Source organism: Ruegeria sp. CK1 (assembly GCF_056536545.1).
On sequence record NZ_JBQFPX010000012.1, the window covers coordinates 39429 to 53580 of the forward strand.

General features: G+C 57.0%; 15 protein-coding genes. 1 reads left to right on the top strand and 14 read right to left on the bottom strand.

Features of this window, described 5'->3' with window-relative positions:
* The 7 genes from ACR0L3_RS19215 to ACR0L3_RS19245 form a co-directional block, all read right to left on the bottom strand.
* A complete protein-coding gene (locus tag ACR0L3_RS19215) occupies positions 1-1269 on the bottom strand; it encodes an amino acid ABC transporter permease (RefSeq protein ID WP_480747399.1) in 1269 nt (422 codons plus the stop codon).
* A 126-nt stretch (positions 1270-1395) separates the two neighbouring features.
* A complete protein-coding gene (locus ACR0L3_RS19220) occupies positions 1396-2412 on the bottom strand; it encodes an amino acid ABC transporter substrate-binding protein (RefSeq protein WP_480747401.1) in 1017 nt (338 codons plus the stop codon).
* 208 nt (positions 2413-2620) lie between these two features.
* A complete protein-coding gene (locus ACR0L3_RS19225) occupies positions 2621-3328 on the bottom strand; it encodes an ATP12 family chaperone protein (protein WP_480747402.1) in 708 nt (235 codons plus the stop codon).
* 3 nt (positions 3329-3331) lie between these two features.
* Positions 3332-4003, bottom strand: a complete 672-nt coding sequence (locus ACR0L3_RS19230; protein WP_480747404.1) for an HAD-IA family hydrolase — start codon at positions 4001-4003, stop codon at positions 3332-3334.
* Positions 4000-5043 (bottom strand): RluA family pseudouridine synthase, encoded by a 1044-nt coding sequence (locus ACR0L3_RS19235; protein WP_480747444.1) that lies wholly within the window; start codon positions 5041-5043, stop codon positions 4000-4002. The genes ACR0L3_RS19230 and ACR0L3_RS19235 overlap by 4 nt, the downstream gene beginning before the upstream one ends.
* 98 nt (positions 5044-5141) lie before the next feature.
* A complete protein-coding gene (locus ACR0L3_RS19240) occupies positions 5142-6443 on the bottom strand; it encodes a replication-associated recombination protein A (protein WP_480747405.1) in 1302 nt (433 codons plus the stop codon).
* A 4-nt stretch (positions 6444-6447) separates the two neighbouring features.
* Positions 6448-7827, bottom strand: coding sequence for a trypsin-like peptidase domain-containing protein (locus ACR0L3_RS19245; RefSeq protein WP_480747407.1), 1380 nt, complete (start codon positions 7825-7827; stop codon positions 6448-6450).
* Between the two features lie 154 nt (positions 7828-7981).
* Here ACR0L3_RS19245 and budA point away from each other — a divergent pair, with 154 nt between their 5' ends.
* Positions 7982-8770 (top strand): acetolactate decarboxylase, encoded by a 789-nt coding sequence (budA, locus tag ACR0L3_RS19250; RefSeq protein ID WP_480747408.1) that lies wholly within the window; start codon positions 7982-7984, stop codon positions 8768-8770.
* Positions 8771-8856: 86 nt separating this feature from the next.
* On the opposite strand, the gene rplQ is transcribed toward budA, so the two are convergent.
* The 7 genes from rplQ to rplO form a co-directional block, all read right to left on the bottom strand.
* Complete coding sequence (gene rplQ, locus ACR0L3_RS19255) at positions 8857-9279, bottom strand: 50S ribosomal protein L17 (protein ID WP_480747410.1); 423 nt, start codon at positions 9277-9279, stop codon at positions 8857-8859.
* Positions 9280-9397: 118 nt separating this feature from the next.
* Positions 9398-10414, bottom strand: a complete 1017-nt coding sequence (locus ACR0L3_RS19260; protein ID WP_010437127.1) for a DNA-directed RNA polymerase subunit alpha — start codon at positions 10412-10414, stop codon at positions 9398-9400.
* A gap of 115 nt (positions 10415-10529) precedes the next feature.
* Positions 10530-10919, bottom strand: coding sequence for a 30S ribosomal protein S11 (rpsK, locus tag ACR0L3_RS19265; RefSeq protein ID WP_008757289.1), 390 nt, complete (start codon positions 10917-10919; stop codon positions 10530-10532).
* A 15-nt stretch (positions 10920-10934) separates the two neighbouring features.
* Entirely contained in the window at positions 10935-11303 is a 369-nt protein-coding gene (gene rpsM, locus ACR0L3_RS19270; RefSeq protein ID WP_170377641.1) for a 30S ribosomal protein S13, read from the bottom strand.
* Between the two features lie 201 nt (positions 11304-11504).
* Positions 11505-12149 (bottom strand): adenylate kinase, encoded by a 645-nt coding sequence (locus ACR0L3_RS19275; protein ID WP_480747412.1) that lies wholly within the window; start codon positions 12147-12149, stop codon positions 11505-11507.
* Complete coding sequence (gene secY / locus ACR0L3_RS19280; protein ID WP_480747414.1) at positions 12146-13510, bottom strand: preprotein translocase subunit SecY; 1365 nt, start codon at positions 13508-13510, stop codon at positions 12146-12148. Before secY ends, ACR0L3_RS19275 begins: the two co-directional genes overlap by 4 nt.
* A 109-nt stretch (positions 13511-13619) precedes the next feature.
* The gene (gene rplO / locus ACR0L3_RS19285; RefSeq protein WP_480747416.1) at positions 13620-14093 is read right to left on the bottom strand and encodes a 50S ribosomal protein L15; all 474 of its coding nucleotides are present in this window, start codon (positions 14091-14093) and stop codon (positions 13620-13622) included.
* Positions 14094-14152: the final 59 nt, after the last annotated feature.

The window sequence follows — 14152 nt, forward strand, 5'->3', positions numbered from 1 at the left end:
TTACCGCTCCACCAGTTTGACACGGTTGTTGTACCAGTTCATCACCGCTGAAATGCTCAGCGAGATGGCCAGATAGACCAGCATCAGCAGAAGAACGCATTCCAGCTCGCGTCCGGTCTGGTTCATGGTGATGCCACCTAGCGTACCCGTGATGTCCATATATCCGACCGCAATCGCCAACGACGAGTTCTTGGTCAGGTTCAGATAGTTCGAGATCATCGGCGGGATGATCACACGCAGTGCCTGCGGCAAGATCACCAGACGCATGGTGCGACCCGGACGCAGACCCAATGCGGATGCAGCCTCGGTCTGGCCTTTCGAAATTGCCAGGATACCGGCACGCACGATCTCGGCGATGAACGCCGCTGTATATAGCGACAGAGCCAGCCACAGCGCGATCAGCGAGTTCCGCAGATGCGTTCCGCCGGTGAAGTTAAAGCCTTTCAGCTCAGGGTAACCCAGATGGAAGCCCAAAGCGCCCAGCAAGATAGCCGAAGGAACGAACAGCAGGCCAAGTTGAATGTACCAGATGGTCGGACGGTCACCCGTCTTTTCCTGCGTGGCGTTGGCCCAAGCCGACACTTTGCGCATCGCAAAGATACTGCCGCCAAGCACAATCAAAAACGCGACGAGGTCCAGCGAAACATCAAACCGCAGGCTCGACGTACCGAACAAATGAATGTCACCCAAACTGCGTGAGAACAGGAACTCGGGGATATAAACTCCGCGATTTGTCACAGCGACGGTGCCAAAAAGATCCATCGTCGCTTCTGGATTTTCACCCCGGAACGCGCGCGGAGCAGGCAGGCTTTCGATCAGGATCGCCATGGCGAACACGATCCAAAGCAGGACCGGAACGTTGCGGAACATTTCGACATAGACCGTCATGATCCGCGCGATCAGCCAATTGTTCGACAGGCGTAAAACACCAACCATAACGCCGATAATTGTTGCTGTGATACAGCCCAGAACCGCGACAACCAGCGTGTTCAACAAGCCGATAAAGGCCGCACGCAGATGGGTATCACGCGAGTCGTATTCCAGCAGGCGTTGGTTGATATCATAACTCGACGGCTCGGCGAAGAAATCAAACCCGACTGTTCTGCCAAGCGTTTCAAGGTTCTGAATAGTGTTATTAATTATCCAAGCTGCCAGAAGCATGAAACCAATCATTGCGATGACCTGAATGGTCGCAGATCGGTACCGCGTATCGTAAAGGAGCATGGACAGCCGGAAGTGCTCCTTCGGCGGGTCAGTGAGTGTCGTCATGACCTATGTTTTTCCCCGTTCATCCCGATTTTTGCCGACGAAGTTGGTCTTCGTTCAATCTATCCGGGAACGTTTCTTATTGAATGAAAAAGGGCGCAGGTTTCCCTGCGCCCTTTCCCGTGGATTTTAGCGGAACGGCGGTGAGTACAGCAGGCCACCATCGGTCCACTGCGCGTTCAGGCCGCGTGCCAGTCCGATCGGTGTTTCCTCACCGATGTTCTTGGCAAACACTTCGCCATAGTTACCACCCGCTTTGATCGCGCGCTGTGCCCAGGTCGCGTCCAGACCCAGCATCTCACCGAGCGTGCCTTCGGAACCCAACAGGCGGTTCACTTCGGGGTTGTCGGTGCCGGCCGCCATCTCATCGATATTAGCCGAAGTTACGCCCAGCTCTTCGGCTGCGATCAGCGCGTTCAGAGTCCAACGGACCACATCGCCCCACTCGTGATCGCCATGACGGACCAGTGGGCCCAGAGGCTCTTTCGAGATGATTTCGGGCAGGATCACGTGATCAGCTGCGTTTTCAAAGGTGGCACGAGTTGCCGCCAAACCGGACGCGTCGGTGGTGTAGACGTCACATGCACCAGCCAGATACTGCTGCTGTGCTTCGGCGTTGGTTTCGATCGGAACCGGCTCGTAGCTCATGTTGTTGATGCGGAAGAAATCCGCCAAGTTGAGCTCGGTAGTGGTACCGGTCTGGATGCAGACGGTTGCGCCATCCAGTTCCTTAGCTGAGCTCACGCCCAGAGCTTTGGGAACCATGAAGCCCTGACCATCATAGTAGTTGATGCCGATGAATTCGAACTTCAGGTCAACGTCGCGGCTGAAAGTCCAAGTTGTGTTACGGGCCAGCATATCGATCTCGCCAGACGCCAGCGCGGTGAAACGCGTCTTGCCGGTGGTCGGAATGAATTCGACAGCCATCGGATCGTCCAGAACGGCGGCTGCGACTGCGCGGCACACAGCCACGTCAAAGCCCTGCCACTCGCCGTTGGCGTCCGGGCTGGCAAAGCCGGGAACACCGGTCGCCACGCCACAGTTCAGTTTGCCGCGCGCCTTGACATCATCGGCAGTCCCCGCCGCAGCCGCGGCAGCGGCTAGTCCGGCGATGGTTGCCACGCCCAAGATTACGGATTTTTTCATTTTTACCTCTTCCTGATTTTCCGTCCCGGTCTTGGGACGGTTCTGTCCGGCACCTTTGGCACCAGAAAGGTTTCCCCAAAGGTGTCTCCCCTTTAGTGGGCATGAGTTTGGGCGCATTCATAAACAAACGTCAAGGCCCGGATCAGGGAAAACGATGAGTCAATTCAAGGATGACTCACCCAATGTTGGAAAATCAGGCTTCGAGGGCTCAAACCGAGATATCAAAGAACCGTTTGGCGTGCAAAAAGGCCACCTTTTTGGTTTCAGCAGCTGCGTGGGCCTCGTCATCGTGGCCCCATTGTTCGATCTGCCAAAGTTCGTCGAGCCTTGATATGCCCCAAATTTCTTCAGCGCTGCGCCAATTTTGGGCTGCCGCGAAACCTAGGATGAGCGATCCCGATAGGCTGACAAGATCGTGAAATGCGGCCATTTGAAAATCGCTAAGGTCATGAACACGTTGCCTAAGGGACGACAGCGCCTCAGACGGTTGGGGTTGATGCAATACTCCGGCAACCGGCAGCAGCCGCGCTGAAAGGGCCTCGGCTGCCCAGTTCAAAACCGGATCCCACTGCTCGGCCTGACGCTCTTGCAACTCTTGCGGGTGTTCTGCGCGGTAGCATAGCAAATCCGAATCGCCGTAATCAGCCAGCATGTCTGCAACCTCGGCGTGTTGATGACGCACTTTGTCGATCGCAGCATTTGCTGAACGGGTGAAAGGCATCGACGTTGGGTCTACTTCTTTTTCCTGTGCGTCCCATTCGGCGGCGACCTCTTCTGCAATGGCGCGGGTCGGCAGGATCAGGGTAGCCTTGGCCGGAGTTTTTACGCGGCGGCCGTCTAGTTCAACGGTGTATCCGCCCTCGACTTCGACTACAGCACTCTCGCTCCAAAATCGTTTTGGCTTCCAGTCGCTCATTTTTTAGGTCCAGATGTCATCCAGCGCCCGTGGCAGCTGGTCAAAGGTTTCAATAACGCGGGTTGCACCGTCCAGCGCAGAGCGGTCGTGATAGCCCCATGTCACACCAACACTTGCGACCCCGGCCGCGCGCGCCATGTCCATATCGAACCGAGTATCACCGATCATGACCGTATTTCCCTCATCCACCCCGGTTTCGCCGCGGGCTGTATCGATCATCGAAGGGTGGGGTTTGGACGGATGGTGATCCGCAACCTGTCGGGTGACAAAATAGCGCTCCAACCCATGCCCCTCGATCAACGCATCCAGACCGCGCTGAGACTTCCCAGTCGCCACGCCCAGCAGAATCTCGGGCACCGCATGCAGCGCTTCGATGATCTCTCGCGCCCCAGGATACAATGGAGAGCTTGCCGTCCCCTGTTCAAGCCGATGTGCGTGGTAAGCTTGTTTGTAGCCGTCGACCAGACTGCGCTGAACATTGATTGACTGATCCGACGCCAACCGTTCCATGGCGATGGGCAAGGACAGACCGACAATGGACAGAATCTCTGTACGGTCGGGTACGGGCAGAGACAGAGCATCGAAGCTGGCGGTCATTGCCGCTACGATACTGCCCTGACTGTCGACCAAAGTGCCATCCACATCGAACAGCACTAAACGCAGAGGTTTGCTCATTGCAATTCCTCAAAGGGGTCTTCTGCGGCCAGGTCTTCGGTCCAGCCGAAGGTGTCCCAGCTGTGTTTCATATGCTCTGGCAAAGGCGCGGTGATTGTGATGTCTTTACGCGTCACCGGATGCTGGAACGAGGCTTGCCGCGCATGCAAGTGTAGCTTCTTACTGATGATTCCACCCAACTGCGCGCCCCAACCATCGCCCAGATTTTCTTGCCCCGAACCGCCATATTTACCGTCGCCAATGATAGGATGCCCAATCGCAGCCATATGGGCCCTCAGTTGGTGCGTGCGGCCAGTGATCGGCTCCATAGCCACCCAGGCTGCGCGTCCCGCGACACGATACAGCGTTGCATAAAGCGTATGCGCCCGTTTCGCGCCTGGCGTGTCGTTGACCTCGTTCATATGCACGGCGAACATTTTTTCACCTTCGCCCTGCTTACCGTGGCCCGATGCCTTGACCAACCCCGTCTTGATTTCACCCAAATAAGGGGTCGGGACCCCGGCCACTAAGGCCCAGTAAATCTTGCGCGTATCACGGTGACGGAACGCAGCCGTCAACCCTTTGGCCGCCTCACGCGTACGGGCCAACAGCAAAACGCCGGATGTGTCCTTGTCCAACCTATGAACAAGGCGGGGGTTTTCGTCATAGCCAAACCGCAAGGCCTCGGACAGGCCGTCCACGTGGCGGGTTTGACCGCTGCCACCTTGCACTGGAAGGCCATGTGGCTTGTTCAGAGCCAGAACATGATCGTCACGGTAAATCACGCAAGACTGGATCATCTTGGCATCCGCATCCGAGATACGTCGCTTGACCTCGGCAGGCTTGTGATCTGCTTCAGGCAAAGGTGGCACGCGCACGACTTGCCCTGACTCAAGCCGGGTCGAAGCCTTAACCCTGCCACCTTCCACACGCAGTTCGCCCTTGCGGCACATCTTCTCGATACGGCCCTGGCTGACGTGCGGGAACAGGCGGCGCAGCCACCGATCTAGCCGCTGGTCGCCGTCACCTTCTGCCACGGTGATCATCTGTACGCCGCTCATGCCGATATCCCTTGCATCGCGCAGATCATCCGCGCGGTAAACCCGTCTGTAAGTGCCATAGAAATCATGCGCGTCTGTGGCGTGCCAAATGCAAAGAGTCAACCGTTCCGCTGTGACCGAAGCTTGGCGAAATAGTCCAGCCGCTTTTTCAACTCGCGCTCGAAGCCACGTTCGACAGGCTGATACAGCTCGGGCCTCTCCATACCTTCGGGAAAGTAGTTCTGGCCCGAAAACCCATCCTCGGCATCATGGTCGTAAGCATAGCCCGCGCCATAGCCCTGATCCTTCATCAACGAGGTCGGCGCGTTCAGGATGTGTTTGGGCGGTGGTTCGCTGCCTGATTGCTTGGCCAGCCGCATCGCCGCTTTGAAACCCACATAGGCTCCGTTCGATTTCGGCGCCAAGGCAAGATAAACCAGCGCTTGCGCCAAGGCCAATTCGCCCTCGGGGCTGCCCAACCGTTCATAGGTCTGCCACGATTGCAGACAAATCGCCTGTGCCTGTGGATCGGCCAGCCCAATATCTTCGACCGCCATCCGTGTAATCCGCCGAGCCAGATAGCGCGGGTCCTCGCCCCCGGTCAGCATCCGCGCGAACCAGTAGAGCGCCGCGTCCGGGTCGGACCCGCGCACCGATTTGTGCAGCGCCGAGATCAGGTTGTAGTGCTCGTCTCCGGACTTGTCGTATTTCGCCGCCCGTCGCATGAGCCGAGTGGACAGCGCGTCTGGGTCCAGTGGCGCATCAACCTTCCACGCAGCAATCTGTTCGATCAGGTTCAACAGCGCACGCCCGTCGCCGTCTGCCATTTCCTGCAGGGCTTCGCGGGTAGGACCAGTGAGCGGCAGCGCGCGATCCAGTTCTTTTTCCGCTCGTTGTGTCAGGCGCTCCAGATCTGCCAGGCTGAGACGCTCCAACACCAGCACCTGCGCCCTGCTGAGCACAGCGGCGTTCAGCTCAAAGGACGGGTTCTCGGTCGTGGCGCCGACCAAAAGGATCGTCCCGTCTTCCATATGCGGCAGAAAGCCATCCTGCTGGGCTTTGTTGAAACGGTGAATCTCGTCGACAAACAGCAACGTGCCCTGCCCGTTCTGGCGGCGTATCTTGGCGGCTTCGAAAACTTTTTTTAGATCTGGCACACCGGTGAAAATCGCACTTATCTGAACAAAGTGCAGATCGGTTTCCTGCGCCAGCAGCCGCGCGATGGTCGTTTTCCCAACACCCGGAGGTCCCCAGAACACCAGACTGGACAGGCTGCCCGAAGTCAACATAACCCCCAGCGGCGCATCCGGCCCCAAAACCTGCTCTTGCCCGATAACTTCCGCTAGCGTTTGCGGCCGTAATCGGTCCGCCAGCGGGCGATGCGCGGGCTCTGCGGCCCCGGTGTCGAAAAGGTCGCTCATCAGGTTACAGTCGAAACCGCAAGGAAACCGACCGCCCACCACGCAGAATGTCCAGGTTCAACCGACGCCCCGGATCGGTCAGCGCGTCGATCACATCCTGTGGGTGTGCAATCTGGGTGCCATTAATACTATTGACGACATCCCCCACGCGAAGGCCCGAACGACCTCCGTATCGTCCCGCGTCAACTACAACCACGCCGGTCTGCGACAGCACCAGCCCCATCTTAGTAATTACAGCCGGGTTGATACGAGAAATCGTAAGGCCCGGCATCACCGTGCGATCATCTAGTGTGGTTTCTTCCGCCGCCGGAGTTTCCGGTGCCCTGATCAGCGCCACCTCGACCTCGGCATTATCCTCACCTCGCAGCCGCGTAACAACTGAAGTACCGCCCACGCCCGCTACGGACATGCGGAACTTCATCTCGGCAGGAGAATTCACCTCATCCCCATCCACATGGGTTACCACATCGCCTACCCGCAAACCGGCTTCGGCCAGTGGGCTGAGTGGGTGCAGGTCGGAAATCACGACGCCCAGCGGAATCACCAACCCAAGCGACTCGGCGATATCTACGCTCATATGCTGACCTGCCATACCAGCCCACGGGCTTATAAAACTTTCATTGCCTTCTTGCGCCTGTCGCAGAAATTCCGCCACCAGATTAGCTGGAATGGCGAACCCGATACCGTTCGAACCACCCGAACGGGTCAGGATCGCGGTATTTATCCCAATCAGGTCACCATTCACGTCAATCAATGCCCCGCCGGAATTCCCAGGATTGATGGCCGCATCGGTCTGAACGAAATAGCCCCTCTCGTTGCCGGTCGCTGCGCCCGTTCGCGCAAGCCCTGATATGATCCCAGATGACACCGTCTGACCCACGCCGAACGGGTTGCCAATTGCCAGCGCCAATTCTCCGACCTCAACATGGTCCGAATTTCGTAGTTGCAGGAAGGGCAGATCTTCGGCCTGTTCAAGCCGCAGAATTGCGATATCGCTTTCCTTGTCGCCCAGAACAACCTGTGCTGAATACTCCCGGCGATCCGTCGTCACGACGCGAATTTCCGTGGCTGTGCCAACAACGTGATAATTCGAAACGACATAACCGTCGGCCGACAGGATCACCCCCGATCCAAGTGAGTTCTGCACCCGCGGCCGTGGTTCTTCAAATCCGCCACCAAAGAAATCCTTAAAGAACGGATCCGAAAAGAACGGGTTCGCCCGCCCCTGACGCACAATCTTGGCGTAAATATTGACCACTGCTGGAGATGCCTCTTTTACCACCGGTGCAAAGCCAAGGCTGATTTCAGCTTGTGATGTGGGCACGCGGGTTTCAGCGTTGGCCGCCCCCGTCAGCAACAAAAGGGAAAATAGGACTCGCAGCATAAATACCCCTCCGGCGATGTCGCCAAAAGGATATGCGGGGCTGCGGTTCGGATTGCAAGTGATCATGCGTCGCGCGTGGTACCGTATTTTGGATCAATCAAGTAGGATCAAGGGCATTGATCAAAACGCAATTGAACCTGAGGGAGATAACCCCATGCATCAGGACCGGGAACTGACCTTTGCAACCGCTGTCTCCAGCCACCAGCAGGCCGGGCAATCGGGCACGGAAAACAACGCACACGAATATTATCAGGCCTCGTTGCTCAGCGCCATAATGCAAGGGGTCTATGACGGGACCGTTTCAATTGGAGAGTTGCTTCGCCATGGTGATTTTGGTCTGGGTACCTTCAATGCGTTAGATGGGGAAATGATCGTGTTGGATGGTGTGGCTTATCGTCTGGATGGCGACGGCAAGGCCAATAGGGCAAGCGATACGGATTTGACCCCGTACGCGGCAGTCATCAATTTCCAACCGACCGTTTCATTTGAACTGAGCGCTGAAACCGACAAGTTGGGGTTTGAAGGCCAATTGGACGCACAGGCAGCAGAGAGGAACCTGTTCTACGCGGTTCGCTTTACCGGTCGGATCAAGCATATCAAATTTCGGAACGTATTACGGCAAGAACGCCCTTACAAACCCTTGCTAGAGGTCGTCAAAACGCAGGCCCAGTTCGAACTGAATGACGTAGATGGCACAATTCTTGGATTTCGTTGTCCCGATTACGCTGTGGGGATTGGGGTTCCCGGTTATCATCTGCATTTCATTTCAGATGACTACGGAACTGGAGGGCACGTGCTGGATTATACGTTGACCAGCGGGCAAATAGACATCGACCACACCTCGACATTGCATCTGGAGCTGCCGGAAACACCTGCTTTTTCAGACGCCAACCTGTCTGCGGGGACATCAGAGAGCGACATTCATAAGGCAGAAGGCAAGTAGAACCGATCCCGGCGGCCTTCGTTTCGCAACAAAAAAAGCCCCTACGTCCAAAACGCAGGGGCTTAACTATAGATAGCCGGGCTATCTTATTCTTCGTCTGCGGCCTCTTCGGCAGCAACGCGTGCTTTGTCAGCCGCGCCTTTGGCGTCGACGTCACGATCAACGAATTCGATGATCGCCATCGGAGCCATGTCGCCATAGCGGAAGCCAGCTTTCAGGATGCGGACATAACCGCCCTTACGCTCGGCGTAGCGGGGGCCCAGAACTTCGAACAGCTTTGCGACGTCTTTGTCTTCTTTCAGCTGCGATGCGGCCTGACGGCGAGCGTGCAGGTCGCCGCGCTTGCCCAGAGTGACCAGCTTTTCGATGATCGGGCGCAGTTCTTTTGCCTTAGGCAGAGTTGTTTTGATTTGCTCATGCTCAATGAGCGAGCCAGCCATGTTCGCAAACAGAGCCTTACGGTGCTCATGAGTACGGTTCAGGCGGCGGTAACCACGTGCGTGACGCATTTTCTAGTTCCTTCTTTCGCGTTTTGCTTTGTCTGGCCGGCGATGCGTGTCACCGGCTCTCCTTGGGGCGGAAGTGCCCATTTTGTCCCCGGACGCCCGGGCATTGGGGAAGACGCGCTTAGAACGCGTCTTCGAATTTCTTGGCCAGATCTTCGATGTTGTCGGGCGGCCAATCCTCGACATCCATGCCAAGGTGCAGACCCATACCGGACAGCACTTCTTTGATCTCGTTCAGCGACTTGCGGCCGAAGTTCGGGGTGCGCAGCATCTCGGCTTCGGTTTTCTGGATCAGGTCGCCAATGTAAACGATGTTGTCGTTCTTCAGGCAGTTTGCCGAACGGACCGACAGCTCGAGCTCGTCCACTTTCTTCAGCAGCAGCGGGTTGAACTCCAAACCATCGTCTTCGTCCTGACGGCCAGCCGATTCCGGCTCGTCGAAGTTGACGAAGATCGACAGTTGATCCTGCAGGATGCGTGCAGCAAAGGCCAACGCGTCTTCTGGCGTGATCGAACCATCGGTGTCGATTTTCAGGGTCAACTTGTCATAGTCCAGAACCTGACCTTCACGGGTCGGCTGAACGTCATAGGCAACCTTCTTGACCGGCGAATAGATCGCGTCGATCGGGATCAGGCCGATGGGCGCGTCTTCGGGCTTGTTCTTCTCAGCCGAGACGTAACCTTTGCCAGTGTTGACGGTCAGTTCCATGAACAGGTCAGCGCCATCGTCCAGGTGGCAGATGACGTGATCGCGGTTCAGAACCTCGATACCGGCGCTTTCGCTGATGTCGCCAGCGGTGACAACGGCGGGGCCTTTGGCATTGATCGACAGGCGCTTGGGACCTTCGACTTCCATGCGCAGGGAAACGCCTTTGAGGTTCAGGATGATGTCGGTGACGTCTTCACGCACACCGGCAACCGAGCTGAACTCGTGCAGGACGTTGTCGATCTGAACGCTGGTGATGGCCGCGCCTTGCAGCGAGCTCATCAGAACGCGGCGCAGCGCGTTGCCCAATGTCAGACCAAAGCCACGCTCCAGCGGTTCAGCAACCAGCGTCGCCTGGCGTGCGGGATCGTTGCCCGGCTTACCGTCCAGCTGCGTAGGCTTGATCAATTCTGCCCAATTCTTATGGATCATGTAATCCCTCCATTCCTGTCCGCGCCCCATGACCAACAAGGTGCAGACGCCCGAGGTTTAAAATGACGTGCTGGGGCCGTGCAAAAACACTGGCCCCAGCTCAATTCAAAGTCGCTTAGACGCGGCGGCGCTTCGGTGGGCGGCAGCCGTTGTGGGCGATCGGAGTCACGTCGCGGATCGACGTGATATTGAAGCCCACTGCAGCCAACGCACGCAGAGCCGATTCACGACCCGAACCGGGGCCCTGAACTTCGACTTCCAGCGTCTTGACGCCATGTTCCTGCGCCTTCTTGCCTGCGTCTTCTGCAGCCATCTGAGCGGCGTAGGGTGTCGATTTCCGCGATCCTTTGAAGCCCATGGTACCGGCAGACGACCACGAGATGGCGTTGCCCTGTACGTCCGAGATCAGGATCTTGGTGTTGTTGAAGGTCGAGTTCACATGGGCAACGCCCGATGCGATGTTCTTACGCTCTTTGCGCTTAACGCGAGTCTTATCACGTGCCATCAGTCAGACCCTCCCTTATTTCTTCTTACCAGCGATGGCCTTTGCGGGGCCTTTGCGGGTACGAGCATTGGTGTGGGTGCGCTGACCGCGAACCGGCAGGTTGCGGCGGTGACGCAGACCGCGATAGCAGCCCAGGTCCATCAGGCGCTTGACGTTCATCTGAACTTCACGACGCAGGTCACCTTCGACGGTGAAGTTTTCGTCGATAAATTCGCGGATTTTCAGAACTTCGGCGTCGGACAGCTCGTTGACGCGACGAGTCGCTTCAATGCCTACGGCTTCGCAGATCGCTTTAGCCGAAGTGTTGCCGATACCGGTGATATATGTGAGGGCGATAGGTACCCGCTTTGCAGTCGGGATGTTTACGCCGGCAATACGTGCCACGTGTAACTTTCCTTTTCGTTGCGGTTCCGTAACTCCAGAACCTTTTTTCACAACGCTTAACCATGGCAGTGTCGCCAGAGGGTTCAGCATTATTCGAGGTGGTCGGGGCAAACGGAACGAATCCCGCATGCGGTCTTGATTCCCTTTAGGGATGGGGGTCGATATGGGCTTTTGATGGGGCCGTCAAGCCCCAACCTAAAGTTAGCCAAGAATAGCCTTAATAGAGGCCGTGACCTCCTTGATCTCAGCTAGACCATTGACCGGGCGCAGATCGCCCTTGGCATAATAGTATCCGATCAGTGGCGAAGTCTTTTTGTAGTATTCCATCAGACGAGTGCGCAGACTGTCTTCGTTGTCATCCGCACGACGCTGGAAGTCGTTTTCCTTGCCACAATTGGTGCATTTTCCATCGGCAGGGATCGGCTTGGTGACGTCATTATAGACCTCACCGCAGCCACCGCAGGTCGAGCGTGCCGTGATCCGCTGCACCAAAGCTTCGTCATCCACGCGCATTTCGATGACGGTATGCAGCGACTGTCCCAACTTGGCCAGCAGAGCCGCCAAAGCATCTGCCTGCGCCAGAGTCCGCGGGAAACCGTCGAAGATAAAACCGGCACCTTTCTGAGTGGTCAGTTTCTCTTCGATAAGACCGATCACGATTTCATCAGTGACCAGCTTGCCAGCGTCCATGATCGCTGCAACTTTCTGGCCCATCTCGGTGCCCGAGGTTTTGGCCTCGCGCAGCATGTCGCCGGTGCTCAGCTGAACCATGCCGCGTGTTTCGACCAAGTGACGTGCTTGCGTCCCTTTACCAGCCCCCGGGGGGCCAAGAAGAATGATGTTCATCGACGAGCTGGTCCCTTCCTGCCGCGTTTCTTACCCTTGCCGCGCAGTTGGGACTTTTCGATCAGCCCTTCGTATTGATGCGCCAACAGGTGGCTCTGGACCTGTTGGATCGTGTCCATGGTCACAGAGACGATAATCAGAACCGAGGTGCCGCCGAAATAGAACGGGATGGCAAACTGGTTCCGCAGAATTTCCGGTAGCAAGCAGACCGCCGCCAGATAGGCCGAACCCAACACCAAGACACGGTTGACCACGTATTCCAGATACTCGGCAGTTTTCTTGCCTGGGCGGATACCCGGTACAAAGCCGTTTTGCTTTTTTAGGTTGTCCGCAACGTCATCGGGTTTGAACGACACGTTGAACGTATAGAAGTACGCAAAGAACACGATCATCGAGGCGAAGAACAGCAGGTACAGCGGCTGTCCGGGGCCAAAGTTGGCCAATAGCCACGACATCACCGGGCCGCTTGTCGCGCCGGACGAGAATGTCGAGATCGTTACCGGAAGCAGGAGCAGCGAGCTGGCAAAAATCGCCGGGATAACGCCCGCCGGGTTCACTTTGACCGGCAAGTGGCTTGATCCGCCCTCATAAACTTTCATACCGGCCTGACGACGCGGGTATTGGATGTGGATTTTGCGCAATGCGCGTTCCATGAACACCACAAAAGTAATCACGGCGATAACCATCACGATTACACCGACGATCACGGCAGGGCTGATTGCACCCGAGCGACCCGACGCAAAGAACTGCGCCAGTGCGGCTGGAACTTCGGCAATGATGCCGACGAAAATGATCAGTGAGATACCGTTGCCGATGCCGCGTGCGGTGATCTGCTCACCCAGCCACATCAGAAACATGGTGCCACCGACCAAGGTGATCATGGTCGACAGGCGGAAGAACATCCCCGGATCGGTCGCCAAATCGCCCGATTCAAGCGAAACCGCCAGACCATAGGCCTGGACGGTGGCCAGCGCCACGGTGCCGAAACGGGTGTATTGGTTGATCTTCTTGCGGCCCTGCTCGCCCTCTTTCTTGAGCTGCTCAAGCGCAGGAACCATGGAAGTCAGCAGCTGTACGATGATCGACGCCGAGATATAGGGCATAATACCTAGGGCAAATATGCCCATCCGCCCCAGCGCCCCGCCGGTAAACATCGAAACCATGCCGCCGATGCCTTGCCCCGCCTGCTCCATGAACTCGCGCAGCGCCTGCCCGTCGATCCCCGGCACCGGAATAAAGGTGCCCAGACGATAGACGATCAGCAAACCCAGCGTGAACAGGATGCGGTTGCGCAGATCGGTGGCTTTGCCAAGGGCAGCCCAGCTTGTATTGGCTGCCATTTGTTCTGCTGCTGATACCATTAATCGGTCTCTCTTATGAAAACACCGCCCGGAACCGTTTTCCGGCTCGGGCGGCGTCTAGGAAAACTCTGAGGTCTATGTAAGCGGGTCTTGGCCCGCTCACAAGCGCTTACTCTGCCGCAGCAGCTTTTGTGACCGTCAGTGAACCGCCCGCTTTTTCAACTGCCTCTACGGCAGCTTTCGAAGCACCAGTTACTTCCAGTTTCACTTTAGCGCTGATTTCGCCCTTGGCCAGCACACGGATACCGTCCAGCTTGCGGCGAACCAGACCGGATGCAACCAGTGCGTCCTCGGTGATTGCAGCTTTGGCGTCCAGCTTGCCGGCGTCGACGAATTTCTGGATCAGGCCCAGATTGATAACGGCGAATTCCTTGCGGTTCGGCTTGTTGAAGCCACGCTTAGGCAGGCGTTGGTACAGCGGCATCTGGCCGCCTTCATAGCCATTAATGGCTACACCCGAACGGGATTTCTGGCCTTTGATACCACGGCCACCCATTTTACCTTTGCCGGAACCGGGACCACGGCCAACGCGCGTGCGTTTCGGTGTGGCGCCAGGATTGTCGCGCAATTCGTGCAGTTTCATTTCGCTTCTCCTAAGCCGGATGTGACCCCCGAAGCGTGATGGGTCAACCACGGCATTTC

Excerpts from the sequence above, each read along its gene's own strand:
- ACR0L3_RS19215 (WP_480747399.1), bottom strand. The coding sequence starts at position 1,269 with ATGACGACACTCACTGACCCGCCGAAGGAGCACTTCCGGCTGTCCATG.
- ACR0L3_RS19220 (WP_480747401.1), bottom strand. The coding sequence starts at position 2,412 with ATGAAAAAATCCGTAATCTTGGGCGTGGCAACCATCGCCGGACTAGCC.
- ACR0L3_RS19225 (WP_480747402.1), bottom strand. The coding sequence starts at position 3,328 with ATGAGCGACTGGAAGCCAAAACGATTTTGGAGCGAGAGTGCTGTAGTC.
- ACR0L3_RS19230 (WP_480747404.1), bottom strand. The coding sequence starts at position 4,003 with ATGAGCAAACCTCTGCGTTTAGTGCTGTTCGATGTGGATGGCACTTTG.
- ACR0L3_RS19235 (WP_480747444.1), bottom strand. The coding sequence starts at position 5,043 with ATGAGCGGCGTACAGATGATCACCGTGGCAGAAGGTGACGGCGACCAG.
- ACR0L3_RS19240 (WP_480747405.1), bottom strand. The coding sequence starts at position 6,443 with ATGAGCGACCTTTTCGACACCGGGGCCGCAGAGCCCGCGCATCGCCCG.
- ACR0L3_RS19245 (WP_480747407.1), bottom strand. The coding sequence starts at position 7,827 with ATGCTGCGAGTCCTATTTTCCCTTTTGTTGCTGACGGGGGCGGCCAAC.
- budA (WP_480747408.1), top strand. The coding sequence starts at position 7,982 with ATGCATCAGGACCGGGAACTGACCTTTGCAACCGCTGTCTCCAGCCAC.
- rplQ (WP_480747410.1), bottom strand. The coding sequence starts at position 9,279 with ATGCGTCACGCACGTGGTTACCGCCGCCTGAACCGTACTCATGAGCAC.
- ACR0L3_RS19260 (WP_010437127.1), bottom strand. The coding sequence starts at position 10,414 with ATGATCCATAAGAATTGGGCAGAATTGATCAAGCCTACGCAGCTGGAC.
- rpsK (WP_008757289.1), bottom strand. The coding sequence starts at position 10,919 with ATGGCACGTGATAAGACTCGCGTTAAGCGCAAAGAGCGTAAGAACATC.
- ACR0L3_RS19275 (WP_480747412.1), bottom strand. The coding sequence starts at position 12,149 with ATGAACATCATTCTTCTTGGCCCCCCGGGGGCTGGTAAAGGGACGCAA.
- secY (WP_480747414.1), bottom strand. The coding sequence starts at position 13,510 with ATGGTATCAGCAGCAGAACAAATGGCAGCCAATACAAGCTGGGCTGCC.
- rplO (WP_480747416.1), bottom strand. The coding sequence starts at position 14,093 with ATGAAACTGCACGAATTGCGCGACAATCCTGGCGCCACACCGAAACGC.